This is a genomic window from Spirillospora sp. CA-128828, from assembly GCF_050945415.1.
GTDB lineage: Bacteria > Actinomycetota > Actinomycetes > Streptosporangiales > Streptosporangiaceae > Spirillospora.
The window spans coordinates 5156089-5182014 of the sequence record NZ_CP191986.1 but is presented as its reverse complement, the minus strand read 5'-3'; the positions used below and the strand labels follow the sequence as shown (position 1 = coordinate 5182014).

At 72.2% G+C, this 25926-nt stretch carries 22 protein-coding genes; 15 read left to right on the top strand and 7 right to left on the bottom strand.

Translation table 11 applies throughout. The features are described 5' to 3' along the window. Window positions 1-19: 19 nt before the first annotated feature. Both ACQPXG_RS25410 and ACQPXG_RS25405 read left to right on the top strand, forming a co-directional pair. Window positions 20-715 (top strand): Crp/Fnr family transcriptional regulator, encoded by a 696-nt coding sequence (locus tag ACQPXG_RS25410; protein WP_433461617.1) that lies wholly within the window; start codon window positions 20-22, stop codon window positions 713-715. A gap of 159 nt (window positions 716-874) precedes the next feature. After that, window positions 875-3040, top strand: a complete 2166-nt coding sequence (locus tag ACQPXG_RS25405; protein WP_433461616.1) for a hypothetical protein — start codon at window positions 875-877, stop codon at window positions 3038-3040. Here ACQPXG_RS25405 and ACQPXG_RS25400 read toward each other — a convergent pair. Continuing rightward, window positions 3037-3783: a maleylpyruvate isomerase family mycothiol-dependent enzyme gene (locus ACQPXG_RS25400; RefSeq protein ID WP_433461615.1), complete on the bottom strand. Its 747-nt coding sequence runs from the start codon at window positions 3781-3783 to the stop codon at window positions 3037-3039. The two genes, ACQPXG_RS25405 and ACQPXG_RS25400, sit on opposite strands and share 4 nt — an antisense overlap. Further along, entirely contained in the window at window positions 3765-5387 is a 1623-nt protein-coding gene (locus ACQPXG_RS25395; RefSeq protein ID WP_433461614.1) for an IS200/IS605 family accessory protein TnpB-related protein, read from the bottom strand. The genes ACQPXG_RS25400 and ACQPXG_RS25395 overlap by 19 nt, the downstream gene beginning before the upstream one ends. Between ACQPXG_RS25395 and ACQPXG_RS25390 the strand changes: the two genes are divergently transcribed. Next, window positions 5386-6177, top strand: a complete 792-nt coding sequence (locus ACQPXG_RS25390) for an MBL fold metallo-hydrolase (RefSeq protein WP_433461613.1) — start codon at window positions 5386-5388, stop codon at window positions 6175-6177. The genes ACQPXG_RS25395 and ACQPXG_RS25390 overlap by 2 nt on opposite strands. A 1-nt stretch (window position 6178) precedes the next feature. Here the strand turns inward: ACQPXG_RS25390 and ACQPXG_RS25385 are convergent, their stop codons facing one another. Continuing rightward, window positions 6179-6586, bottom strand: coding sequence for a nuclear transport factor 2 family protein (locus ACQPXG_RS25385; protein WP_433461612.1), 408 nt, complete (start codon window positions 6584-6586; stop codon window positions 6179-6181). 83 nt (window positions 6587-6669) lie between these two features. On the opposite strand from ACQPXG_RS25385, the gene ACQPXG_RS25380 reads away from it, so the two are divergent. From ACQPXG_RS25380 to ACQPXG_RS25345, 8 genes are all read left to right on the top strand, one after another. Beyond that, on the top strand, window positions 6670-7230 hold the full coding sequence (locus ACQPXG_RS25380; protein ID WP_433461611.1) for a TetR/AcrR family transcriptional regulator: 561 nt from the start codon (window positions 6670-6672) through the stop codon (window positions 7228-7230). Window positions 7231-7447: 217 nt separating this feature from the next. After that, window positions 7448-10285, top strand: coding sequence for an excinuclease ABC subunit UvrA (gene uvrA, locus ACQPXG_RS25375; protein WP_433461610.1), 2838 nt, complete (start codon window positions 7448-7450; stop codon window positions 10283-10285). After that, entirely contained in the window at window positions 10285-11487 is a 1203-nt protein-coding gene (locus ACQPXG_RS25370; protein ID WP_433461609.1) for a sarcosine oxidase subunit beta family protein, read from the top strand. Before uvrA ends, ACQPXG_RS25370 begins: the two co-directional genes overlap by 1 nt. Window positions 11488-11497: 10 nt before the next feature. Then, complete coding sequence (locus ACQPXG_RS25365) at window positions 11498-11779, top strand: sarcosine oxidase subunit delta (protein ID WP_433461608.1); 282 nt, start codon at window positions 11498-11500, stop codon at window positions 11777-11779. After that, a complete protein-coding gene (locus ACQPXG_RS25360) occupies window positions 11776-14409 on the top strand; it encodes an FAD-dependent oxidoreductase (RefSeq protein WP_433461607.1) in 2634 nt (877 codons plus the stop codon). The genes ACQPXG_RS25365 and ACQPXG_RS25360 overlap by 4 nt, the downstream gene beginning before the upstream one ends. Further along, the gene (locus ACQPXG_RS25355) at window positions 14402-14995 is read left to right on the top strand and encodes a sarcosine oxidase subunit gamma (RefSeq protein ID WP_433470049.1); all 594 of its coding nucleotides are present in this window, start codon (window positions 14402-14404) and stop codon (window positions 14993-14995) included. The genes ACQPXG_RS25360 and ACQPXG_RS25355 overlap by 8 nt, the downstream gene beginning before the upstream one ends. A 48-nt stretch (window positions 14996-15043) precedes the next feature. Then, complete coding sequence (locus ACQPXG_RS25350) at window positions 15044-15490, top strand: Rieske (2Fe-2S) protein (RefSeq protein ID WP_433461606.1); 447 nt, start codon at window positions 15044-15046, stop codon at window positions 15488-15490. 101 nt (window positions 15491-15591) lie between these two features. Beyond that, window positions 15592-16068: a Rieske (2Fe-2S) protein gene (locus tag ACQPXG_RS25345; RefSeq protein WP_433461605.1), complete on the top strand. Its 477-nt coding sequence runs from the start codon at window positions 15592-15594 to the stop codon at window positions 16066-16068. On the opposite strand, the gene ACQPXG_RS25340 is transcribed toward ACQPXG_RS25345, so the two are convergent. Next, entirely contained in the window at window positions 16055-17218 is a 1164-nt protein-coding gene (locus tag ACQPXG_RS25340; RefSeq protein ID WP_433461604.1) for a mechanosensitive ion channel family protein, read from the bottom strand. The genes ACQPXG_RS25345 and ACQPXG_RS25340 overlap by 14 nt on opposite strands. Before the next feature lie 210 nt (window positions 17219-17428). On the opposite strand from ACQPXG_RS25340, the gene uvrC reads away from it, so the two are divergent. The 4 genes from uvrC (at window position 17429) to whiA (ending at window position 22352) form a co-directional block, all read left to right on the top strand. Then, window positions 17429-19405 carry an excinuclease ABC subunit UvrC gene (uvrC, locus tag ACQPXG_RS25335; RefSeq protein ID WP_433461603.1) on the top strand — a complete coding sequence of 659 codons (1977 nt, stop codon included), beginning with the start codon at window positions 17429-17431 and terminating at the stop codon, window positions 19403-19405. Next, window positions 19402-20280, top strand: a complete 879-nt coding sequence (gene rapZ / locus ACQPXG_RS25330; RefSeq protein WP_433461602.1) for an RNase adapter RapZ — start codon at window positions 19402-19404, stop codon at window positions 20278-20280. The genes uvrC and rapZ overlap by 4 nt, the downstream gene beginning before the upstream one ends. Window positions 20281-20332: 52 nt before the next feature. Beyond that, complete coding sequence (locus tag ACQPXG_RS25325) at window positions 20333-21310, top strand: gluconeogenesis factor YvcK family protein (protein ID WP_433470048.1); 978 nt, start codon at window positions 20333-20335, stop codon at window positions 21308-21310. Between the two features lie 61 nt (window positions 21311-21371). Continuing rightward, a complete protein-coding gene (gene whiA, locus ACQPXG_RS25320; RefSeq protein WP_433461601.1) occupies window positions 21372-22352 on the top strand; it encodes a DNA-binding protein WhiA in 981 nt (326 codons plus the stop codon). A 208-nt stretch (window positions 22353-22560) separates the two neighbouring features. On the opposite strand, the gene ACQPXG_RS25315 is transcribed toward whiA, so the two are convergent. Genes ACQPXG_RS25315 through ACQPXG_RS25305 form a run of 3 tightly spaced genes read right to left on the bottom strand, consistent with a single transcriptional unit; the run spans window position 22561 to window position 25809 of the window. Further along, complete coding sequence (locus ACQPXG_RS25315; protein WP_433461600.1) at window positions 22561-23763, bottom strand: hypothetical protein; 1203 nt, start codon at window positions 23761-23763, stop codon at window positions 22561-22563. Next, a complete protein-coding gene (locus ACQPXG_RS25310) occupies window positions 23753-25042 on the bottom strand; it encodes a hypothetical protein (protein WP_433461599.1) in 1290 nt (429 codons plus the stop codon). Before ACQPXG_RS25310 ends, ACQPXG_RS25315 begins: the two co-directional genes overlap by 11 nt. Further along, window positions 25039-25809, bottom strand: a complete 771-nt coding sequence (locus ACQPXG_RS25305; protein ID WP_433461598.1) for a hypothetical protein — start codon at window positions 25807-25809, stop codon at window positions 25039-25041. The genes ACQPXG_RS25310 and ACQPXG_RS25305 overlap by 4 nt, the downstream gene beginning before the upstream one ends. Window positions 25810-25926: the final 117 nt, after the last annotated feature.

Sequence of the window (25926 nt, the reverse complement as noted above, 5' to 3'; positions counted from 1 at the left end):
GGTCCGGTGAGGAGGCGAGATGGAGACGACCCGGTTCTGGGACGCGCTGACCCCGCGCGCCCAGGAGGCGCTGCGGCAGGCGGGCGCCACCGTGGTGATCAGGCCGGGAAGGTTCCTGATGCGCGAGCACACCCGCGCGTCCCAGGTGTTCGTCCTGCGCTCCGGCGCGGTGAAGGTCTGGGTGGACCGGGCGGGCGAGATCGCCATCCTCGACGTCCTCGGGCCGGGCGACCTGGTCGGCGAGCTGGAGGCGGTGGACGGCGGCATCCGGCACGCCAACGTCGAGGCGGCGACCCGCGTCGAGGCCCTGGTACTGCCCGCCGCGCGGTTCCGCGGCGTCCTGGAGGCCCACCCCGGCGCGGTGTGGGCCGTCGCCGCCGTCCTCGCCGAACGGCTCCGCGACTCCAACGAGCTGCGCGTCGCCCACTTCCCCGACGACCCCGAACGCCGCCTCGCCGGCCGGCTGCTGCGCCTGGTGGCGCGGTTCGGCTCCCCGGCCAAGGAGGAGCGCCCGGACGGCGTGACCGAGGAGGGCGTCCTCGTGCGGGTGCCCGTGTCCCAGCAGGACCTCGGCCGCTGGGCCGGCATGGGCCGCCGGAAGGTCGCGCAGATCCTGGCGGCCGAGCCGGTCCGCGACGGCCTGACCGTCGCCCGGAGCGCGATCATCGTCCGCTCGGCGGACGTCCTGCACCGGCTCGTCGGCGACGACGACTAAGTCGACACGCCAGGGCTTCGATTGCATGTTCGATGATGGTGACGTAACGTGTCCGTCATGGAACAGTCTGCTATCGGCCATGCGGGGAATGGCGCCCATACGGCGGCTGTCCCGTCCGTTCCCGCTGCCGGGCGTCGCCACCGGGGCAGGAACAAGGCCGTGGCGTGGCGGCGGCCGGACGAGGTGACCGTGGTGCGGCTCAGGCTGGCGCCCGACCCGGCGGCCCGGTACCGGCTGGAGGGCCTGTTCCAGGCGGCGTGGAATCTGAAACGGGCGGTGCGGGGTGATGCTCGCAGTCGTGCGGCGGCGTACCGGGCGGGGTGGCGGCACCGCCGCACACCGGCCGAGGCCGCCGTATGGCGCGAGCGTCTGGGGCTGACGCGGGAGGCGTTGGAGCGGGCGGCCTACCGGCATCTTGACGCCGCCGGGCACCTGCGGCATCACCTGTCCAAGGCCGTGGCCATGCACATCGCCGACGAGGTATGGGCCGGGGTGCAGCGGCATCTGTTCGCCGATGCGTCCGGCCTCCGCCACGGCCTGCCCGCAACCGGCTCATGGCACGAGTTCACCCGTATCCCGGGCCGGGCCCGTTCGCACACGACGGCCCGCAAGTGGGAGACGTTCCGGTTGCACGGCACTCTGACCGGTCACCTATCGGCCTACGCCGCGCCCGGCCTGCCCCAGGACGTGACACCCCAGCAGGCGGCAGAATTGCCCGCGGGGGCCAGTGTGCTGGCCCAACGCCGCACCCCGCCGACGCCCGTGGCGCCGCGGATGCGGGGCGGCAAAGGCGTGTGGTGGGAGTATGCGGGGCCGCTGGTGCTGGTGTACTCGGGGGGCCCGGACGGGCGGCGCGGGGACGTGGTGGTGCCGGTGCGGCTGCCGCAGGGCGCCGGGCAGTGGCCTCATCTGGTGCACACGCTGGGGGATCCTGGCGTGTGGCACAAGGTGGATCTGGTGCGCCGCCGCGATCCAACCGAGCCCGGCGGGTGGGCCTACGAGGCGCATCTGATGGTCCTCAAGCCCGCGTTCGTGCCGGTGTCGACGGCGGCACGGCGGGCGGCGGCCCCAGCCGACCGCCGGGGCGGGGTGGACGGCAACGTCTCCAACCTGGCGGTGGTATCCCTGCCCGCCACGGCGGCACCCGTCGGAGACGAGCCCGGCACCGCGGCCGGCACGGCCGGTGCAGCGACCGGCCCCGACCCGGGAAACGGCAACGGCACGCCGGACGCCGAGCAGGCGGCGGGCCGCGCGATGGTGATTTTCTCCGCAGTGGCGTCGTCCAAGGTGGTGCCGACCCCTGCCGAGCAGGCCCGCACCGCCCGCCGGGAACGCAAACAGCGGGGTCGGCGGCGGGCGCTGGAACGCTCCCGCCGCGCCACCAACGCGGCCCACTACGAGCTCGGCCGACGGCAGCGCGAGCGCGAACAGCGCCGCGTCGCCGCCGGTCTCCCGCAAAGACAGGTCCCAGTTCCCGGCGGACCCCGCATCGCCCGGGCGGACGGCAAACCCCTTCGTTCCGCGCGCCGCGACAGCCTGTCGAACTCCTACCGGCGGCTGCGCGCCCGCGACGCAGCCGACGCCCGGCGCGCCGCCCAGTCGCGGGTCACCCGGGCGCGGGATGTCGCCGGCCAGATCGTGGCGGTGCACGGCGCGAACCTGATCGTCGAGGACTGCCGCATTACCGGCTGGTTCCGGCTGTGGGGGCGGGCCTGCGCCCGGTTCACCCCTGGCATGCTCATCGCCGCTCTGGCCACCGAATGCGCCAGGACCGGCGGGCGGCTGCTGCGCGCCTCCACCCACACCACCGCGCTGTCGCAGCACTGCCCCTGCGGACGCCGCACCCCCAAACACCTGGGCGTGCGCACCCACACCTGCCCCGTCCACGACGGCGGCTGCGGTCTCACCGGCGACCGTGACCTGGTCTCCGCCTCCCTCGCAGCCTTCATCCACTTCGACGATCCCGAAGATCCGTCCACCGCACGGGTGGACTTCCACAGCTCCCGCCACGCCCTGCGCGCCGGCGGGCCAGGGCTGCCTGGAGCCCTGTCCGAGTCAACCGCACCCATCCCCTCCCCCGGTTCCGGCGGTTCCGGGGGAGGGGAGGCGGCAGCCGACCCCCACATCACACGCCGCCGTCGCGACATCCGGCGGCGGGACTGGTGGCGGGCGGCCTCTGCTCGGCGAACCCGGAACAGTACGGTGCCGACCCCGGATGAACCACTTCCGCCCACACCGGGCGGCGCGGTGGTCACGCCGGGCAGACACCGACCACGAACCCGGCTGTCCAACGAACCCCCACCGGGACTTCGAAACAGACCTTAGAAGCCGGCCGGCTCGTGCGGCCAGGGCGGCGGCACCGGCAGCGGCCCGTCCGGCCGGACGCCGACGCCCGCGCCGTCCGACCGGCCGCTCAGCCAGCCGAGCAGCGCCCGCGCGGATCCGGACGCCTCCGGCGCCCCGGGCGCCCAGCCGAGGTCGGCGGTGTCCCCGGAGTCGGTCGCGGTGATCCGGTATCCGGCCAGCGCGCCCAGCGACTTCTCCGGCAGCGCCGCCATGTCCGCGAGCGTGGCGGCCGACGCCCATCGGACGTACGGCTCCGGCCAGTCGGCCGGTCCGTACCCGGCGGCGAGGTCGACATGGTGCGCCTCCACCTCGTGCCAGCGCCGGAACACCGTGTACCAGGCGGGGTGCGGCCAGCCGAGCATCGCCTTCACCGGAGCGTTCCAAGCATCCTCGGGAAGGGTCCGGGCCTGCTCGGAGAACCGCGCCGCCGTGGCGATGACGTCCTCGATCAGCTCGGGCCCGCCGCGTCCCGCGCCTTCGTCCAGCGCCGCGTTCCGCGCGTCCAGGCTCGCGTACTGAGGGATCTCGACGCCCGTCCGCGCCCCTTCGAGCAGATTCCACAGGGAGTCGGCGTTCCGCGCGATGTGCGTCGCCACATGCCCCCGGCTCCACCCCGGCAGCGCCGACTGCCCCCGCAGATCATCGTCGGTCAGCTTCCCCAGCGTCCCGGCGATGCGCTCCACGCCCGCGTCCACCTCGTCGATCACGTCGCGCCAGTCCATGACCGTTCCTCATCAGTTTCCAGGAGTGAGTCTTGCCCACACATCCTGGCACTGCGCGCATCCCGAACGGTGTTGGATGCGCTGGTTCCCCGCGTTCTGGTTGCGCCTGTCCGGCGGCGTGCATCGAGTGCACGGTCCGTGACGGGGTGGCGGGGTCCCTCACGTCCTGGGGCCTCATGATCGGCCTGGATGCTCCGATGCCCGTGCCCATCGCTCTGGTGGGTACGGGGCGGTGGCGTCCGTCGCCGGATCGCATGCCCGAGGGCGCGTCGCCCGATCGCGATGCTCGCCGCATCGTGCCGGGACACCTTCCTGCTCTTGCCGGTCAAGGGCTCCCGCCAGTTCCGGGCCCATTTTGTGGTGTAGGCGGGGTCCACGGCCACGATCGCCACACCGGCCTCGGCGGCCATCGACACCAGCCGGGCCCTGAGTCGCCCGGTCGGCATCCCGCAGATCAGCTGCCGGAACCTCTTACGGTGGCCGTGCTTCTCGCGGGTCTTCTCGGCGGCGAAGTCGAGGTCCTCGATCGCGATGGCGGCCACCCCGCAGCTTTCGGCCCAGTGCAGCAGGCGGGTGATGGCGTGCCGGATCTGGGCGTCCCGATGGGCGGCAGGCCCGGACAAGGCGTACTCGAACCGCATGGGATCGCCGATCGGGTTGCCGTGCCGGTCGAGCCGCCACGCGGCGAAATGGTCGGCGTTGGTGTCGACACCGATCACGCCGCAGGTGCGTACGGCGTCCAGAGTGATTGTCGGGACGGTGGCGCGTTGCCGCGACGCGGTCAGATACCAGCGGCCCCGGCCGGGATCCAGGTGGATGCGGTAGGCGACCGCCCGGTTCGCCTCGACCCGGTCGGCCCATTCGACGCCCCGATGGGGGAAGGTGACCCGGGCCGTCAGCATGTAGCGGCCTCCCATTGCTCCCGCCATTGGGCTTCGATGAGCCCGGCCGTCTCTAGATGATCCCGGGTGTTGAGCAATCTGCGGCCACCTCGCACCAGCCGCACGAGTCCGGCGTCCCAGTCGGCGTGCCCGGCGGTGAGGCGGTCCCGCAGGACCCAGACGGCGCGACTTGGCGAACCACTCCTTCTTGGAGCGGTAACCGCCCAGCGCCCTCCGGGTGCCCCTCTGCCCGATCGGCAGCGACAGCCTGTGCTCCAGCGTCCGCCCCCCGGCCTCAAGAGACTGGATGTGAACGAGTTTGCCCCGGCGGGCCAGCGCCCACTGATCGTGCATGGCCTTGGTGATGCTCCCGGCCCACCGCGCCGACGACTCGGCGGTCAGTTCCCGCTTGCGGGCCGCCCAGCGATCGGCGTCGTGATCCAGGGCATCGGTGCAGCGGGCCTTCAGATCACGACCGGCCAGCGACCCCAGATGCGCGCCGACCAGCCGCAGCACCCGCTCATCCCCGGTCGACAGGCCCTTGAGCCGGTCACGCACCGCCACCCCCGATGGCCCGCCCGCCACGAACGGTGCAGCAACCGGTCTCAGCCGATCCAGCGCGCCCCCGGCCACGTCCCCGGGCTTGCTCGCAGCTCGGGTCTCGATCCCGGTGTCGGTTTTGGCCGCGGGTTGGACGTCCGGGCGCTGCACAATGGTGATCATGGAGTTTCCGATCTGCGTGACGTGCGGCGTCCAGTACGGCGGGCCCCGTCCGGACTGCCCGATCTGCGAGGACGAGCGGCAGTACGTGGGCTGGGACGGTCAGAAGTGGACCACCCTGGAGCGGTTGCGCGCCGATCACCAGGGCCGGGTCGCCGAGGAGGACCCGGGCGTCGTCGGGATCGGTGCCGAGCCGTCCACCGCGATCGGCCAGCGCGCCCTGCTCGTCCGCACGCCGTCCGGCAACGTCCTGTGGGACATGATCACTTACCTGGACGACGAACTGGTCCGGCGGGTCGGCGAGCTCGGCGGCGTCTCGGCCATCGCGATCAGCCACCCGCACTTCTACGGCAGCATGATCGAGTGGGCGCACGCGTTCGACGCCCCCGTCTACATCCACGAGGCCGACCGCCAGTGGGTGGCCCGCCCGGACGACGCGGTGACCTTCTGGACGGGCGAGACCCACGAGCTGGCCGACGGCCTCACGCTGATCAACGCGGGCGTCCACTTCGACGGCGGCCAGGTCCTGCACTGGCGGGACGCCCGCGCGCTCTTCTCGGGCGACATCCTTACCGTCGTCAACGACCGCGACTGGGTGAGCTTCATGTACAGCTACCCGAACTTCATCCCGGAACGTCCCCGTGCGGTCCGCCGCGCCCTCCGCCTCCTGGAGCCCTACGACTTCGACCGCGTCTACGGCGCCTGGTGGAAGAAGATCGTCCACACCGACGGCAAGAACGCCGTCCGCCGCTCCGCCGACCGCTACCTGAACTTCGCCCTCGACGACGAGTAGCTCAGGAGATCGCCGCTTCGATCGCGGCCCGGTCCTGGTACTCGCGCCAGCGCACGATGCGCCCGTCCCGCGCTCGCAGCACCGTGACGAAGTTCGCGGACCCCCGCCTGCCCGTGCCGGGGATCGCTGCCACCAGTTCGTACTCGGCGACGATTACCTCGGGGTCGGCGGTCTCGTGCACCACCACATCGCGGAACTCCTCGAAGACGATCGGCAGCGCCGCGCGACCCTCACGCAGCCTCGCCGCGATCGCGTCGCGCCCCTCGGAGCGCCGCTCCTGCCCGGCGGGCGCGAACGGCATCTCGATCACGACGTCCTCGGCGAGCATCTCCTCGTCCAGGCCGGCCCGCCCGGCGAGGGCGTTGCGCTGGAAGCGTGCGAACAGATCCTTCGGACTCTGTACGGGCATGGGTCATCCCTTCGAACTAAGATGAGTTGCGACTCACGTTCAGAAAATATGAGTCGCGACTCATCTTGTCAACGGGTGGACGAATGACACCGAGCAGACCCATGCGCGCCGACGCCCGGCGCAACCGCGCCCGCATCCTCGCCGCCGCCGAAGAGGTTTTCGCCGAGCGCGGTGCGTCCGCGTCCACCGAAGAGGTCGCCGCCCGCGCCGGGGTCGCCATCGGCACGGTCTTCCGGCACTTCCCGACCAAGCGCGACCTGCTCGCCGCGATCATGAAGGAGCTCCGGCAGCGCCTTGTCGACAGGGCCGAGAAGCTCACCGCGGAGGGTGACCCCGCCACCGCGTTCTTCGACTACTTCACGTACCTCGTCGAAAGCTCGGCCGAGATCGGCACCGTCGTGAGCCTCCTTGCCGAGGAGGGCACGTCCATCGAGCCCGACGACCAGATCATGGCCCTCACCCAGGCCTTTGGCAGGCTCCTGGAAGCCGCGCAACAGGCCGGCACCGCTCGCCCTGACGCCCGCCTGGACGAGGTCATGGCCCTGGTGACCGCCACCACCCACGGCGCCCTGGCCGGGTCATGGCCCGACGACCTCCGCCGCCGAACCCTCACCCTCGTCTTGGACGCCCTCCGCGTCCGTTAGACGGTGCCCGGGTGTTCTGGTGGCGGGGGGTGTTCGAACACGTGTACGGTGCGGTGGTGCCGTCCGGACCGGTGGGGACGGGCGGGTAGCTTCATGAAATGCAGCGGTGAGCGCCGCTGTTGAGGAGTCGGGGGATTCTGTCGTACCCCGTGGCTAGCCTTGAATCCGACCTGTATCTCCCTGTCGCCGCGCCCAGAAGAGGAACCGGAAGAACGCCGTGCATGACCGACTCATCGTGCGTGGAGCACGCGAGCACAACCTGAAGGACGTCTCGCTCGACCTCCCGCGGGACTCCATGATCGTGTTCACCGGTCTGTCGGGTTCCGGGAAGTCGAGCCTGGCCTTCGACACGATCTTCGCCGAGGGCCAGCGCCGGTACGTGGAGTCGCTGTCGGCGTACGCCCGGCAGTTCCTCGGGCAGATGGACAAGCCCGACGTCGACTTCATCGAGGGCCTGTCCCCGGCGGTGTCGATCGACCAGAAGTCGACCAGCAAGAACCCCCGGTCGACGGTCGGGACGATCACCGAGGTGTACGACTACCTGCGGCTGCTCTACGCGCGGATCGGGCATCCGCACTGTCCCGAGTGCGGCCGGCCGATCAGCCGGCAGGCGCCGCAGCAGATCGTCGACCGGGTGCTGGAGCTGGACGAGGGCACTCGGTTCCAGGTGCTCGCGCCCGTCATCCGCGGGCGCAAGGGCGAGTACCTGGAGCTGTTCCGCGAGCTGCAGTCGAAGGGGTACTCGCGGGCGCTCGTCGACGGGCGGATGATCCGGCTGGACGAGCCGCCCAAGCTGAAGAAGCAGGAGAAGCACGACATCTCCGTCGTGGTCGACCGGCTCTCGGTGAAGGACTCCGCGCGGCAGCGGCTCGCCGACTCGGTGGAGACGGCGCTGGGCCTCGCCGGCGGCACGATCGTCCTCGACTTCGTCGACCTGCCCGAGGACGACGAGCACCGCACGCGGATGTACTCCGAGCACCTCTACTGCCCCTACGACGACCTGTCGTTCGAGGAGCTGGAGCCGAGGTCGTTCTCGTTCAACTCGCCGTACGGCGCGTGCCCGGACTGCACGGGTCTCGGGACGCGCATGGAGGTCGACTCCGAGCTCGTCGTCCCCGACGGGGAGCTGACGCTGGGCGAGGGCGCCATCCAGCCGTGGTCGAACGGGCACGTGAGCGACTACTTCCTGCGCCTGCTGTCGGCCTTGGGCGATGCCATGGGGTTCGATCTGAACACGCCGTGGGACAAGCTGCCCGCCAAGGCGCGCAAGGCGGTCCTCAACGGGCACGAGACGCAGGTCCACGTCCGCTACAAGAACCGCTACGGCCGGACGAGGTCGTACTACACGTCCTACGAGGGTGTGATCCCCTACATCCAGCGGCGGCACGCCGAGTCCGAGAGCGACTCCAGCCGGGAGCGGTTCGAGGGCTACATGCGGGAGATCCCGTGCCCGACGTGCGAGGGCGCCCGGCTCAAGCCGGTCGTGCTGGCGGTCACCATGGGCGGGATGTCGATCGCCGAGGTCGCCTCGATGCCGATCGGCGAGGCGGCGAAGTTCCTCCTCGCGATGGAGCTGAGCGAGCGCGAGACGCACATCGCCGAGCGCGTCCTCAAGGAGATCAACGCCCGGCTCGGATTCCTGCTGGACGTCGGCCTCGACTACCTCACCCTCGACCGGGCGTCCGCGACGCTCGCCGGCGGAGAGGCGCAGCGCATCCGGCTGGCGACGCAGATCGGCTCCGGCCTGGTCGGCGTCCTCTACGTGCTGGACGAACCGTCCATCGGCCTGCACCAGCGCGACAACCACCGGCTGCTGGAGACGCTGCTCCGGCTCCGCGACATGGGCAACACCCTGATCGTCGTCGAGCACGACGAGGACACCATCGCCGCGGCCGACTGGATCGTCGACATCGGCCCCCGCGCGGGCGAGCACGGCGGAGAGATCGTCGTGTCCGGCACTGTCGAGGACCTGAAGAAGTCCGACCGCTCCCTGACCGGCGCCTACCTCGACGGGCGCCGCGAGATCGCCGTCCCGCAGATCCGGCGGCCCCGCACGAAGGGCCGTGAGGTCACCGTCAAGGGCGCCCAGCAGAACAACCTGCGCGACGTGGACGTCGCGTTCCCGCTCGGCGTCCTCACCGCGGTGACGGGAGTGTCGGGCTCCGGCAAGTCGACGCTGGTCAACGACATCCTGTACAGCTCGCTCGCCAAGAAGCTGAACGGGGCGAAGACCGTCCCCGGCAAGCACAAGCGCGTCAACGGCGTCGACCAGCTCGACAAGGTCGTGCACGTCGACCAGTCGCCGATCGGCCGCACCCCGCGGTCCAACCCGGCGACCTACACCGGGGTGTTCGACCACATCCGGAAGCTGTTCGCGCAGACGACCGAGGCGAAGGTGCGCGGCTACCAGCCGGGCCGGTTCTCCTTCAACGTCAAGGGCGGCCGCTGCGAGAACTGCTCCGGCGACGGCACCATCAAGATCGAGATGAACTTCCTGCCGGACGTCTACGTCCCGTGCGAGGTCTGCCACGGCGCCCGCTACAACCGGGAGACCCTGGAGGTCCACTACAAGGGCAAGACGATCTCCGAGGTGCTCGACATGCCGATCGAGCAGGCCACCGAGTTCTTCGAGCCGATCAAGGCGATCCACCGCCATCTGAACACGCTCAACGACGTCGGCCTCGGCTACGTCCGGCTCGGCCAGCCCGCCCCCACCCTGTCCGGCGGCGAGGCGCAGCGCGTCAAGCTGGCGTCCGAACTGCAGAAGCGCTCCACCGGCCGCACCATCTACGTGCTGGACGAGCCGACCACCGGCCTGCACTTCGAGGACATCCGCAAGCTCCTCGGCGTCCTGAACGGCCTGGTCGACAAGGGCAACACGGTGATCGTCATCGAGCACAACCTGGACGTCATCAAGACCGCCGACTGGATCATCGACATGGGCCCCGAGGGCGGCTCCCGCGGCGGCACCGTCGTCGCCTCCGGCACCCCCGAGGACATCGCCAAGGTGGACGCCAGCCACACCGGCCAGTTCCTCCAGAAGATTCTGGACTAGTGGCCGACGGGACGCTGTGGGAGGACCGGGAACCCGGGCACTCCTACGACGTCGTGATCGTCGGCGCGGGCGGGCACGGGCTCGCCACCGCCTACTACCTGGCCCGCGACCACGGCATCACCGACGTCGCCGTCCTCGAACGCGGATGGCTCGCCGGCGGCAACATGGCCCGTAACACCACGATCATCCGCTCCAACTACCTCTGGGACGAGAGCGCCGCCATCTACGAGCACTCCCTGCGGCTCTGGGAGGGCCTGGAGGACGACCTCGGCCACGACCTGAAGTTCAGCCCGCGGGGCGTCCTCAACCTCGCGCACAACCTGCCGGACGTGCGCGAGGGCGTCCGGCGCGTCAACGCGAACCGGCTGAACGGGGTCGACGCCGAATGGCTCACCCCCGGGGACATCAAGCAACTGGTCCCGATCCTGGACACGAGCCCGTCGGTGCGGTTCCCCGTCCTCGGCGGGACGTTCCAGCCGCGCGGCGGCATCGCCCGGCACGACCAGGTCGCCTGGGCGCTGGCGAGGGCGGCGCACGAACGCGGCGTCCACCTGATCCAGAACTGCGAGGTGACCGGTTTCCGCCGTACCGCCGGCGGTGCGGTGACCGGGGTGGAGACCTCACGCGGTTTCATAGCCGCGGGACGGGTCGCTTTGTGCGCGGCCGGGCACACCTCCGTGCTCGCCGACATGCTCGGTTTCCGGCTGCCGCTGCAAAGCCACCCCCTGCAGGCGCTCGTGTCGGAACTGCTGGAACCGGTCCTCGACACCGTGGTGATGTCGAACGCCGTGCACGTGTACGTCAGCCAGGCTCACAAGGGGGAGCTGGTCATGGGGGCCGGCATCGACGCGTACAACGGCTACGGGCAGCGCGGCTCGTTCCACCTCATCGAGCAGCAGATCGCGGCGGCGGTGGAACTCTTCCCCATCTTCGCGCGAGCGCACGTCCTGCGGACTTGGGGCGGCATCGTGGACGTCTCCCCGGACGCCTCACCCATCATCGGGCCGGCACCCGTGGAGAACGTATTCATCAACTGCGGCTGGGGGACGGGAGGTTTCAAAGCCACGCCTGGGGCCGGACAGGTGTACGCCGACACCATCGCCCATGGACGTCCGCACCCTCTCGCGGAGCCGTTCGGGCTGGAACGCTTCACGACCGGCGCGCTCATTGACGAACACGGCGCAGCCGCCGTCGCGCACTAGGGAGGAACCCGTGCTGCTCATCCCCTGCCCATGGTGCGGAGACCGCGACGAGGTGGAGTTCCACTACGGGGGACAGGCGCACGTGGCGTACCCAACCGATCCCGAAGCATCGGACGATGCCGCCTGGGCCGACTACGTGTTCATGCGCGACAACCCGAAAGGATGGTTCCGCGAGCGGTGGATGCACAGCGCGGGCTGCCGCCGCTGGTTCAACGTGCTCCGCCACACCGTCACGTACGAGATCGCGGGTTCGTACCGTCCCGGAGACGTCCCGCCAGGGGCCGCCTCATGACCGGGCCCTTCCGCATCGCGTCGGGCGGCTCGCGGATCGACCGTTCGCGCACGCTCAGCTTCGCCTTCGACGGAAGGTCCTACACCGCGCATCCCGGGGACACCCTGGCGTCCGCGCTGCTCGCCCACGGGGTCCGCATCGTCGCGCACGGCCCGTACACGGGCCGCCCGCGCGGCGTCTACAGCGCGGGTGCCGAGGAGCCGAACGCGTTCGTCCAGGTGGAGTCAGGGCTTGGAGAGCCGATGGTGCGGGCGACGCGCCTGGAGGTCCACGACGGGCTGGAGGTCTCGTCCCTGCCCGGGCGCGGGCGGCTCCCGGGCGGCCCCGACACCGGCCGCTACGACAAGACGTATGCCCACTGCGATGTGCTGGTGATCGGCGGAGGGGCGTCCGGACGCGCGGCGGCCAGGGACGCGGCCGAGGCCGGCGACCGGGTCATCATCGCCGACGACCGGCCCGGCATCGGGATCGAGGCGTCCGGTGAGCTGACCGTACTGCCTCGCACGACGGTGACCGGCTATTACGACCACGGATTCTTCGTGGCCGTCGAGCGCCGCACCGACCACCTGGGCGAGGCCGCTTCCGCCCGCATGGCCCGGCGGCGGCTCTGGCACATCCGGGCGCGGCGGGCCGTGCTGGCGACCGGCGCCCTGGAACGTCCCCTCCTGTTCCCGGACAACGATCGTCCAGGGATCATGCTCGCCGGTGCCGCGGCCGCTCACGTCCGGCGCTACGGCGTCCTTCCCGGCCGCGCGGCCGTCGTCTTCGCCGCCCACGACGGCGCCCTGCGAGCAGCGCTCGATCTTCTGGACGCCGGCGTGGAGATCGCGTGCGTCGCCGACCTCAGGCCGTCGACGGGCCCGCTCGGCGAGCGGCTCAGAGCACGCGGCGTCACCGTCCGCGAAGGGCAGGCCGTCACCGGCACGGAGGCCGACGCCGCCGGAGTCCTCACCGCGGCACGCATAGGGGACGACCTCGTGCCCTGCGACCTGCTCGCCGTCTCCGGCGGCTGGAACCCGGATCTGCACCTGTACACCCAGGCCGGCGGACGCACCCGCTGGTCCGGAGAGCACGCGGCCTTCGTCCCGGACGAGGCGCCCCGCCCGCGCATGGACGTCGTCGGTTCGGCGCGCGGCATGCCGGGCGAGGCGGCGGGCCACGTCCCCGAAGGCGCCGACGAGCGGGTCTTCGTCGACCTGCACCGTGACGCCACCCTCGCCGACGTGCGCGGGGCGCTCCATGCCGGCATGACGTCGAACGAGCACGTCAAGCGGTACACGACGATCGGTACAGGCGCCGACCAAGGGCGTACCTCCGGCGTCCCCGCGGCCGATGCGGTGGCGCGGCTCCTCGGCCGTGCGTCCGGCGAGATCGGCACCACTACGCAGCGCCCGCCCGTCGAGCCGATCCCGTTCGCCGTGCTGGCCGGACGCGACCGGGGCGACCTGCTCGCCCCCGTCCGCCGGACCCCCATGCACGCCTGGCACGAGGAGCACGGCGCGGTCTTCGAGGACGTCGGCGAGTGGAAACGCCCCTGGTACTATCCGCGCCCCGGTGAGCCGGCGGGCGACGCGGTGCTGCGCGAATGCCGGACGGTCCGCTCCCGCGCCGGCGCCCTCGACGCCTCCACTCTCGGCAAGATCGACGTCCAGGGCCCCGGCTCCGCCGCGTTCCTCGACCGGATCTACACCGGCCGGATCTCGACGCTCGCACCCGGCCGCTGCCGCTACGGCGTGATGTGCGGCACCGACGGGATGATCGTCGATGACGGGGTGGTGGCGCGGCTCGGCCCCGACCGGTTCCACCTCACCACCACCACCGGGAACGCCGCCCGCGTCCTGGACTGGCTGGAGGAGTGGCTGCAGACCGAGTGGCCGGACCTGCGCGTCCGGTGCACGTCGGTCACCGACCAGTGGGCCGTCGTCGCACTCGCCGGTCCCCGCTCGCGGGACGTCCTGACCGCCCTCGCCCCCGGCCTCGACGCCGGCGCGTTCCCGTTCATGTCCCTGCGCGAAGCCGATGTCGCGGGCCTCCCGGCCCGCATCTTCCGGATCAGCTACAGCGGGGAGCTCGGCTACGAGATCAACGTCCCGTCCTGGCACGGCCTGGCGCTCTGGGAGGCGGTCCTGGCGGCGGGCGAACCGCACGGCATCGCCCCCTACGGCACCGAGACCATGCACGTCCTCCGCGCCGAGAAGGGCTACATCGTGGCGGGCCAGGACACCGACGGCACCGTCACCCCGCACGACGCCGGCCTCGGCTGGGCCGTGAAGCCCGGCGGCGGCTGGATCGGGCACCGCTCGCTGCGGCGTCCCGACACCGCCCGCGCCGGACGCAAGCGCCTCGTCGGGCTGCGGCCGCACGATCCCGCCGTCGTCATCGCCGAGGGCGCACAGCTGGTCGCCGAGCCGCCGCCAGCGGAGATCACGCGTCCGATCCCGATGCTCGGCCACGTCACCTCGTCCTACCGGGGAACGGTCGGCTCGTTCGCGCTCGCCCTCCTGCGGGACGGCCTGGAGCGGGAGGGCGACACCCTCTACGCCATCGACTCCGGACGCGCGGACAGGGTCGTCGTGACGCATCCCGTGCACTACGACAGGGAAGGGGCCCGCCGTGACGGCGATGGCTGAGGGACGGGCACCGCGCAGCGCCGTCGCCCACCTGGCGCCGGACTTCCCCGACCGTCCCGGCGGCGCGGTCCGCCTCCGCGAGGTCGCATTCCCCGCCCAGATCGAGCTGCGCCTGGACGACGAGGAGGCCGGCTCGTTCGGCCCCCGGGCCGGCCGGCTCCTCCGCTGCGACATTCCCGCTCGAGGGCATGTCACGGGTGTCGGCGACCCCTGCGTTCTGTGGCTCGGGCCGGGCCGGTACCTGGTCATGGACCGTCCCGGCAGCGCGCACGGCCTCCTCACCGGACTGGAGGACGCCCTCGGCGCCGACGGCGGTGGCATCCGCGGCTCGGCGGTGGACGTGTCGGCGGCCCGCACCGTCCTGGACCTGTCCGGCCCGAGCGCGCGTGCGGTGCTGGCCCACGGCTGCCCGCTCGACCTGCACCCGAGCCGGTTCGGGCCCGGACGCTGCGCGCAGACCGTCCTGGCCCAGGCGCAGGTGGTCCTGCACCAGACGGGCGCCACGGACTACCGGATTCTCGTCCGGGCCTCCTACGCCGACTATCTCGCCCGCTGGTTCCTCGATGCGATGACCGAGTACGTCTAGCGGGCGGGTCGATGCGGGACTGATGGGTCCGTCCACCAAGATGGAGCCATGGGAGAAAACGTGACGCCCGAGGCCGGGCGGGCCGCCAGGGGCGGCGGGATCGGCCGGCGCGCGGTGCTGTACGGCGGAGCCGGGGCCGTCGGCGCCGCCGCGCTCGCCGGATGCGGGGCGGGGGGCGGCGGGGCCAAGTCCGCCGCGGACCTGAAGGGCAAGGAGATCGCGAAGGTCGCCGACGTCCCGGTCGGCGGCGGCAAGGTCTACGGGGACGAGAAGGTCGTGGTGACGCAGCCTGCCCAGGGCTCGTTCAAGGCGTTCACGGCGGTGTGCCCCCACCAGGGCTGCACGGTGGGCAGTGTGGCCGGCGGACTCATCAAGTGCCCCTGCCACGGCAGCGAGTTCAAGGCCGCGGACGGATCGCTGCAGCGCGGCCCGGCGAAGGAGCCGCTCAAGGAGTACCCGGTGCAGGTCAAGGGCGACGGCATCGTCGTCACCTGATCAACGTTTTGGTTCCGGTTTGAACCAACTCGCTCGCGCATCCGTGCTTCCTGGTGACGTACAGGAACCGAAGGTCATCGAAGGTCACCGGAGGGGCGAGAATGCCACAGAAGTCCGAGACGCAGGCGGACGGGACGGAGCAGAAGCCGGGGGAGACACCGGCCGGAGGCACCCGCAGAGGACTTCTCATCGGGGTCGGGCTCGCGGGCGTGGCCGGGCTGGCGGCGGCCTGCGGCGACTCCGGCGGCGATGACGCGGGCGGCTCCGGCGGGGACTCGGGCGGCTCCGGCGGCGAGGCACTGGCGGCGGCGAGCGAGATCCCGGTCGGCGGCGGCAAGGTCTTCGAGGACGCCAAGGTCGTCGTCTGCCAGCCCCAGCAAGGCCAGTTCACGGCGTTCTCCGCCACCTGCACCCACCGGGGGTGCAGCGTCGGGTCCGTGTCCGGCGGCACGATCAACTGCCCGTGCCACGGCAGCAAGTTCAAGATCACCGACGGGTCGGTGGTGAACCCGCCCGCCGACAAGCCGCTGGAGGAGAAGAAGGTCACCGTCCAGGGCGGCAAGATCACGCTCGCCTGAGCGGCATGCCGTGCGACGGGCCGTCCTCCCGGGGGACGGCCCGTCCGCCGTCCGCGTGCCGCCCCTCCGCGGCGCCGTCCACCGCGACGTCGGCGTCCGGCGCGGGCTCGGCGTCGTCCGCGACCGGGGCGGGGTCGACACGGAACCGGGGGAGTGCCTCGGGATGGCGGTCGCGGATGTGGGAGACCAGGTGCTCCCGGACGTCGCAGCGCAGGTCCCAGGTGCTCGCCGAGTCGGCGGCGCTCATCAGCGCCCGGAGCTTGACGACGCCGTTCGGCAGGACGTCCACCACCTGCAGCATCCACTCCCGCCGGTCCCACAGCGGGTTCTCCTTCAGTGCCGTGTGGAGCTCGGCGCGCAGCTCCTCGACCGGCACCGTCCAGTCCACGTGCAGCTCCACCGAGCCGAGCAGCCGGCTGGAGTGCCGGGTCCAGTTCTCGAACGGCTGCTCGGTGAAATGCGACACCGGGAAGATCATCCGCCGGTCGTCCCAGAGCTGCAGCACCACGTAGGAAAGGGTCAGCTCCTCGACCCGTCCCCAGATGCCGTCCGTGACGACGACGTCGTCCAGCCGAAGCGCGTCGCTGAACGCCAGCTGCAGCCCGGCGAGCAGGTTGCCGAGCGTCGGCCGCGCCGCGATTCCGACGACCAGCCCGGCGACGCCCGCCGAGGCCAGCACCCCGGCGCCGACGGCCCGCACCGCCGGGAACGTGAACAGCGCCGCGCCGACGGCGAGGATCACGATGATCACGGCCGCGATCCGGCGCAGCAGCAGCATCTGCGTGCGGGCCCGCCTGGCCCGCCGGTTGCGTTCCCCCTCGATGCGCATCAGCCGCGCCAGCGGCGGGTCGCTCAGGGCGTAGCCGATCCGCAGCACGAGCCAGGTGGTGGCGCCGATGGCCGCGATCCGCAGCGCGTGCCGGACCGCGCCCTCCGACTGGTCGCCGATCAGCTGGTACGGCATCGCGGTGCTCGAACTCGTCACCGCCGCGAACGCGAACGCCGGCGCGGCGCAGCGCCGGGCGACCCGGCCGGCGCCCGGCCACCGCGCGGACAGACGGCCGGCGAGCAGCCGCCGGCCTCCCTCCACGATGATCACTGATGTGGCGACGACGGCCGCCAGGACGATCCATGCCCAGAACGCGGACACCTGCGCAACGACCCCCTTCCGGCTGTGCCGAATGTCTGCTCGACCTGCGCTCGCCCTTCCCTTTCCGATCAATTTGCGGTCATCCGGGCGCAAAGGGGAGATCTACGTCACCCTCGGGCGCGCCGGGCCGGGGGGTGGAAGGCGTCGGGCCGCGGGCCGGAACATGCGCGGGCGCACGGCGTGTCGGTGCGGCCCATTAGGCTTTTGAACGTGGCAGATCCGGCGACCTACCGACCCGCACCGGGCTCCATCCCGGATTCCCCCGGGGTGTACCGATTCCGCGACGAGCACGGCCGGGTCATCTACGTGGGCAAGGCCAAGAGCCTGCGCTCGCGGCTGAACTCCTACTTCGCCGACTTCTCCTCGCTGCACCCGCGCACCCAGACGATGGTGCAGACGGCCGCGAGGGTCGACTGGACGGTCGTCGGCACCGAGGTCGAGGCCCTCCAGCTGGAGTACTCCTGGATCAAGGAGTTCGACCCCCGGTTCAACGTCCGTTACCGCGACGACAAGTCGTATCCGTATCTCGCCGTCACCCTGAACGAGGAGTTCCCGAGGGTGATGGTGATGCGGGGCGCCAAGCGGAAGGGCGTGCGCTACTTCGGGCCGTACTCCCACGCGTGGGCGATCCGGGAGACGGTCGACCAGCTGCTGCGCGTGTTCCCCGTCCGGACCTGCAGCGCCGGCGTGTTCAAGCGCCAGCACCAGCTCGACCGGCCGTGCCTGCTCGGCTACATCGGCAAGTGCTCCGCGCCCTGCGTCGGCCGCGTCTCCCCGGAGGAGCACCGCCTGCTCGCCGAGGACTTCTGCGACTTCATGGCGGGCAACACGTCCCGGTTCATCAAGCGCCTCGAACGCGACATGCGGGAGGCCGCCTCGTCCCAGGAGTACGAGCGCGCCGCCCGCCTCCGCGACGACATCCGCGCCTTGGAGCGCGCCCTGGAGAAGCAGGCGGTCGTCCTGCCGGACCGCACCGACTGCGACATGATCGCTTTCGCCGAGGACGAGCTGGAGGCGGCCGTCCAGGTGTTCTACGTGCGCGGCGGCCGCATCCGCGGGCAGCGCGGCTGGGTCGTCGACAAGGTCGAGGACGTCACCACCGCCGACCTGGTCGAGCACTTCCTCATCCAGATCTACAGCGAGAGCGAGTCGGTGCCGCGCGAGGTCTTCGTCCCGGCCCTGCCGCCGGAGGAGGACGCCATGGCCGAACTGCTGGCGGAGCAGCGCGGCGGGCCCGTCCGGCTGCGCGTCCCGCAGCGCGGCGACAAGAAGACGCTGCTGGAGACGGTCGCGCGCAACGCCCACGAGGCGCTCAAGCAGCACAAGACACGCCGCGCGTCCGACCTCACCACCCGCAGCCGCGCCCTGCAGGAGATCCAGGACGCCCTGGAACTTGACGACGCCCCCCTGCGCGTCGAGTGCTACGACGTCTCCAACCTGCAGGGCACCAACGTGGTCGCGTCCATGGTCGTCTTCGAGGACGGGCTGGCCCGCAAGAGCGAGTACCGCCGGTTCACGATCAAGGCCGTGGAGGGGCAGGACGACGTCCGCTCCATCCACGAGGTCATCAGCCGCCGGTTCCGCCGCTACCTCGCCGAGAGCGAGAAGACGGGCGAGCTCGACGCGCTCGGTGATCCCGAGGAGGAGGGCGCGCACCAGCCGATCGACCCGGAGACGGGCCGGCCGCGGAAGTTCGCCTATCCGCCGAACCTGGTGATCGTCGACGGCGGCCCGCCCCAGGTCGCCGCGGCCCAGCGCGCCCTGGACGAGCTGGGCGTCGACGACATCGCGGTCTGCGGGATCGCCAAGCGGCTGGAGGAGATCTGGCTGCCCGGCGAGGACGACCCGGTCATCCTGCCGCGCAACAGCGAGGGCATGTTCCTCGTCCAGCGGGTACGCGACGAGGCGCACCGGTTCGCCATCACCTTCCACCGGCAGCGGCGGTCCAAGTCCATGACGGTCAGCGAACTCGATAACGTTCCGGGTCTGGGCCCGGCGCGGCGCGCGGCGCTGCTGAAACACTTCGGTTCGCTGAAGCGGCTGAAGGACGCGACGCCCGAGCAGGTCGCCGAGGTCCCGGGGATCGGCATGCGCAGCGCCGAGAGCATCGTCGCGGCGCTGCACGGCGGCACCGTCCCGGCAGGCGGCGGCGCGGGCGACGGGGAGCACAGGGGGAGACGGCCATGACCAGCGAGACGAAGATCCCGGACATCGTGATAGTCACCGGCATGTCCGGGGCGGGCCGCAGCACCGCGGCCAAGTCCCTGGAGGACCTCGACTGGTTCGTGGTCGACAACCTGCCGCCGGGGCTGCTGGCCACGATGGCCGACCTCGGCGGGCGGGTGAAGAACGCGGTGCCCCGCATCGCCGTCGTCGTGGACGTCCGCAGCCGCGGCTTCACCGAGGACCTGCACTCCTCGATCGCCGAGCTGGAGGCGCGCGGCGTCCACCCCCGGGTGGTGTTCCTGGAGGCGAACGACGCCGACCTGGTGCGCCGGTTCGAGAGCGTCCGGCGCCCCCACCCGCTGCAGGGCGAGGGGCGCCTCGTCGACGGCATCGCCCGCGAACGCGAACTGGTCCGCGAGGTCCGCGCCGAGGCCGACCTGGTCATCGACACCAGCGGCCTCAACGTGCACGAGCTGCGCAACAAGATCATCGGGTTCTTCGGCAACGACACCGGCGAGTCCAGCCTCCGCGCGACCGTCGTCTCGTTCGGCTACAAGTACGGCCTGCCTGTCGACGCCGACCTCGTCGTCGACTGCCGGTTCCTGCCGAACCCGCACTGGGTCCCGGAGCTGCGCCCGAAGACGGGCCGCGACGCCGCCGTCCGCGACTACGTCCTCGGGCAGCGCGGCGCCAAGGAGTTCCTGGACGCCTACTCCGAGGTCCTGCGGCTCCTCGCCGACGGATACGAACGCGAGGGCAAGCACTACGTGACCCTTGCCGTGGGATGCACTGGCGGAAAACACCGTAGTGTTGCCATGGCGGAACAGATCGCCGCCCGGCTGCGGGACGAGGGCATCGAGGTGCAGGTCGCCCACCGTGACCTCGGCCGCGAGTGACGGCCCGCGCCGGGACCCGGCGGGGGTCCCGGACGAGGAGAGAGACGGCACGGTGAAGCCCCCTGCCTCGGAGGCGGGCCCAAAGGTCGTCGCGCTCGGCGGGGGCCACGGCCTCTACGCCTCGCTGTCGGCGCTGCGCCGCGTCACCGACCGGCTGACCGCGGTCGTCACCGTCGCCGACGACGGCGGCTCCAGCGGCCGGCTCCGCCGCGAGCTCGGCGTGCTGCCGCCCGGCGACCTGCGGATGGCGCTCGCCGCCCTCTGCGGCGACGACGAGTGGGGGCAGACCTGGCGGGACGTCGTCCAGCACCGCTTCCGCAGCCAGGGCGACCTGCAGGACCACGCCGTCGGCAACCTCCTCATCGTCGCGCTGTGGGAGCTGCTCGGCGGCGCCGCCGCGCCCGGGTCCACCGTCGCCGGTCTCGACTGGGTCGGCCGGCTGCTCGGCGCGCACGGCCGGGTGCTGCCGATGGCGGCCGTCCCGCTGGACATCGTCGCCGAGGTGCGCGGCGCCGACCCGTCCCGTCCCGGCGAGATCACCCACGTCAAGGGGCAGGTGGCGTGCGCGAAGACGCCCGGAAGCGTGCTCGGCGTGTCGCTCGTGCCCGCCGACCCGCCAGCGTGCCCGGAGGCGCTGGCCGCCGTCGACGAGGCCGACTGGATCGTGTTCGGCCCCGGCTCGTGGTTCACCAGCGTCCTGCCGCACCTCAAGGTGCCCGCGCTGGCCCGCGCCCTCACCACGGCCCGCGCCCGCCGCGTCGTCGCGCTGAACCTCGCGCCGCAGCCCGGCGAGACCGACGACTTCTCCCCGCAGACCCACCTGGAGGTCCTGCAGGCGCACGCACCCGGCCTCAGCGTGGACGTCGTCATCGCCGACCGAGGGGTGGTGGACGACCCGGCGGCGCTCGACAAGGCCGTCCAGGACCTCGGCGGACGCCTCGTCCTCGCCGACGTCGCCGCCGACGACGGCTCGCCGCGTCATGAACCCGCCCGGCTGGCCCAAGCCTTCGTACAGATATTCACCGAGTGACGACCGGCCGGGCCGGAATCGGCCAGACTGCTGGAAGTCCGATAGGGGGAGGGTTCATCAGATGGCGATGACCGGTGTGGTCAAGGACGAGCTGAGCAGGCTCACGGTGCTGAAGCCGTGCTGCCGCAAGGCCGAGGTCTCGACGCTGCTGCGCTTCGCGGGGGGCCTGCACCTGGTCAGCGGGCGCATCGTGATCGAGGCCGAGATCGACACCGGCGTGGCGGCCCGGCGGCTGATCAAGGACATCTCGGAGGTGTTCGGGCATACCTCCGAGGTCGTCGTGCTCGCGCCGAGCGGCCTTCGCAAGGGCAACCGCTACGTCGTCCGCGTCTTCCGGGACGGTGAGTCGCTCGCCCGGCAGACCGGCCTCATCGACAACAACGGCCGGCCGGTCCGCGGCCTGCCCCGGCACGTGGTCGCGGGGGCGGCCTGCGACGCCGAGTCGGCCTGGCGCGGCGCGTTCCTCGCGCACGGCTCCCTCACCGAACCGGGCCGCTCCATGTCCCTTGAGGTCACCTGCCCCGGCCCGGAGGCCGCGCTCGCCCTCGTCGGCGCCGCCCGCCGCCTCAAGATCCACGCCAAGGCCCGCGAGGTCCGCGGTGTCGACCGCGTCGTCGTCCGCGACGGCGACGCCATCAGCGCCCTGCTGACCCGGCTCGGCGCGCACGACAGCGTCCTCGCCTGGGAGGAACGCCGGATGCGCCGCGAGGTCCGCGCCACCGCCAACCGGCTCGCCAACTTCGACGACGCCAACCTGCGCCGCTCCGCCCGCGCCGCCGTCGCCGCCGGCGCCCGCGTCGCCCGCGCCCTGGAGATCCTCGGCGACGACGCCCCAGACCACCTCGTCAACGCCGGTCGCCTCCGCCTGGAGCACAAGCAGGCGTCCCTGGAGGAACTCGGCCAGCTCGCCGACCCGCCCCTCACCAAGGACGCCATCGCCGGCCGCATCCGCCGCCTCCTCGCCATGGCCGACAAGCGCGCCGGCGACCAGGGCATCCCCGGCACCGAGGCCAACCTGACGGCCGACATGCTCGCGCAGTGACCCCCAGGGGGACGACCCCCTGGAACCCCCGTTGCGACGCAGGCGATCCTCACGCCGCCGTTGCGGCGTGTCGTGCCTGTGGCGGTTTTGTGGCGTCGCTGCGGTCGCCTGCGTCGGCGGGCATGCGCCCTCCGCTCGCTGCGCTCGCTCCAGACGCCTGCCCGTGCCCCGGCTCAGGCAGTTGCTCCAGGGGTGTGCGGGCGCTGGGTCAGTCGCCTCTGAGGATGCGGTGGATCAGGTCGTCGCGTAGTTGGCCGTAGCCGGTTTCGGCCCAGACGCTCTTGGACGGGTCGGCCTCGTAATAGGGGACGTCGCGGCCGTCCCGGCGGTCGGTGAGGGTGTCGGGGGTCTGCTTGTCGCGGGCCGCGCGGGCGCAGGCGCGGCAGGTCTGGACGCGGAGGCGTTCGCGGGAGCCGATGGGCCGCCAGTCGAGCCGGTTCGTGGCGTCGCCGTGGAGCGGGTTGAAGAAGCACAGCGGGACCGGCGGGACCTCCGGCCTGCCCTTGGCGACGGCCTGGGCGGAGGAAAGGGCGTCCCGGCCCTGGTCGAGCAGGACGAGGACGCCGGCCAGGTCGGGGACGCCGCCGGCCGCGTCGAGGGTCTTGCCGGCCGCCTGGTAGGCGTCCAGGGCCCTGGCCATCAGCACGCGCGTGCGCTCGCCGGTGGTGGGGACGGTGGTCTCGTCCAGCAGCTCGCCGAACGCGATGACCTCGCGGGACGCCTGCTCGCGGAGCTGGTCCTCGGTGGCGCGGCTCGCCGTGGCGAACACCGTGCGCGGCATCAGGAGGGCGTCGCCCTCGCGGCGGACGGACGCCATCCGGCGCCGCCGCCACAGCAGGAACCCGGCGACGCCGGCCACGGCCGCCCCGGCTCCGGCGGCGCCGAGGGGGAGTGCGAGGCCGCCGCCGTCGTCGGCTTGGGTCGTGTCCTTGGGCTCGGCGCTGTGCCGCGCGTTGTAGCGCTTGTCGATCTCGGCGGAGATCCGGTCGTACTCCTGCTTGCCGGTGCCGGAGATGATCAGGTCGGCGATGCGGGACAGCCTGGCCGCGAGCGGCGCGTCGTCCATGGTGCGGTCCAGGGTGACCGCCCAGGCGGCGTCGCGGGCCTGGTGGTCGCCGCCCCACTCGCGGGCGGTCAGGTCCTCGGTGGCGTCGTCGAAGGTGATGAAGATGCCGTCGCGGCCGAGGCGGTCGTGGACGACGGTCGCGAGCTGGTCGGCGTCCGCCCAGGTGCCGCCCTTGACGATCGGCACCAGGACGACGAAGACCGGTGCCGGCGCCTTCTTCAGCTTGGCGATGAGCTTGCGGCGCTCCGCCGTGGGGAGCGCGGACGCCAGGGACGGGTCCACGTGGATCGGGGAGCGGCGGAGGGCGGCGGCCAGCCGTTCGCCGGGGGAGGGGTCAGTCAACACCGAGGTACCTCATCACACGGGGAAGGAAGTTCTTGCCGCGGGCGCCCCACGCCGTGTCCCGCCACACGCCGGGGACGAGGGTGTGCGGACGGCGGCCGTCAGGGCCCGGGATCTTGAGAAGGCGGGCCTCGGTCAGCCCGTGCCGCTCCTCGGACTCGCCGCAGGTCTGGCAGAGGGGGCATGGCTTGGGCAGGGCGTCGTGCTCGTCCAGCCTTGGGAGCCGCTTGCGCACGGTGGACTCGCCGTGCAGCGGGTTGATCAAGCATGGGGCGGGCGGCGACGCTGTGTCGCGGGTCAGCGCGATGCGTCCCTGCCGGGCCAGGACGATCGCGCCCACCAGATCGATCGCCTTCTCCTCGTCCGCCTTGGCGTCGTCGTAGAGGATCTGGGCGGCGTCATAGGCGGAGACGGCGTAGGGGCGGCCCTGCTCGGCGTCGGCCGTGGTGAGCAGGCGGCGGAGCCGCTCCAGTTCCTTGGCCGCGTTGCGGCGCAGCCAGCGGGTGCCGGGGGCGGTGGGTGCCCAGGTGTGCTTTTCGATCTTCCGCTCGTCCGGCTCGGCGGTACGGCCTCGACGCAGGACGAGGACGCCGAGACCCAGCCAGTACAGGACGGCGGCCCCGATGGGCCCTGCGAGAAGGAGGCCCGTCAGGAACGGCGCCTTGATCTCGGGGTCGCTGGGCGTGAACGTGTCCTCCTTGCCGAACGGGTCCGGGCTGGAGTACAGCGTCGGCATGGTGGGGGACGCCGAGGGCGCGGTGGCGTAGCCGTCCAGCCGCTGCGTGATCCGGCCGGCTAGCCCGGCGAACGGGTGATCGGAGTCGGCGGGCCGGGAACTGCCCGGCTCGTCCTCGTCCAGCGAGGAGTAGTCGTAGCGGCGCGGCACGTTGAACGCCTCGGACTCCAGGGAGCCTCCTGAGTTGGCCATCACATAGAGCCCGTCGCGGCGCGTGCGGTCGTGCAGCATGAACAGGAACGCGTCGTCCCGGCCTTGTGACTCCGAGTCGTTCGGATTCGGGATCACCACGACGTAGACGGGCGTGCCGATCCGCTTGGCGGCCCTGCCGGCGGCCGCGCGGAGCCGGGCGCGGTCGGCCTCGCCGAGGGCCTCGCCGACGTCCGGGTCGACGAACAGCGGATCCTTGGCGAGCGCGGCGCCGACCCGGTCCAGCCGGTGGTAGGCGTACGGCGGCGGTTCGTCCGCGGCGGCGCCGGCCGGCCAGGCGGCGAGCGCGGCGAGGACGAGGGCGGCGAGCAGTCCCCGGGCGCGGACCCGTCTCATCGGCGCCCCTTCGCCTTCTGCCTGTTCGGAGATTTCTTCCTGACCGGCTTTTTCCCGGCCGGCTTCCGTGCGGGTTTCGGCCGTGGCTTCGAGCGGCGGACGCGGTGGCGGATCAGCAGGGCGAGGATGGTCCCGCCGCTGAGGGCGGCGCCGCCGGCAAACACGCCCCACTCCAGGTAGCCCGCCCGCCGGTCCGCCGCGTCGTCGGCGTCCAGGGCCTTGCGCAGTTCAGACTTCGGCTGCGGGCGCGGATGATCGCGGCGCTCCCTGGCATGGCCGGACAGCGCGATCTCCACGAACCGCTCGATCATGTCGGCCGCGCCCGCGTCGTAGGGCATCTCGAAGTCCGCGGCCCACCAGGCGTCGTCGACCGGAAGCCGCCGCGTCCCGCCGAACTGCCGCGCCTCTCCGTGACCTCCGGACGGTGAGACCACGATGTAGATCCCGTCCTTGCGCAGCCGGTCGCGGAGCAGCGCCACGAACGAGTCGCCCGGATTCTCCTCCCCGAGGCCCAGCGTGGGCGTCACCGCCACGTAGGTGGGGACGCCGAGCCGGGCGACGGACGCCTTGATCCGCGCGGCGGTGTCGGGCGGCAGCGACCGCGGAGAGTGGTCGGTGACGTACACCGGATCGCGGCGGAGCGCCGCGGCGATGCCGTCGGCCCTCCCCGCGGGCTTGGCACGGTCCACCGGCGCCGCCGCGACCGGGCAGCCGAGCAGTAGGGCCCCCGCAAGTCCTGCCATCAGGACGAACCACCCGCGCCACATGAACCGGGAGTTTAGTGATGATCGCCGGAGGTCGTGACGGAGACGGTGCGCGGCGATCCCCCGGGCGGGGGAACGGGGGCTCACCCCGTTTTCCCACGAAAGCGGTGGCAAGCTACC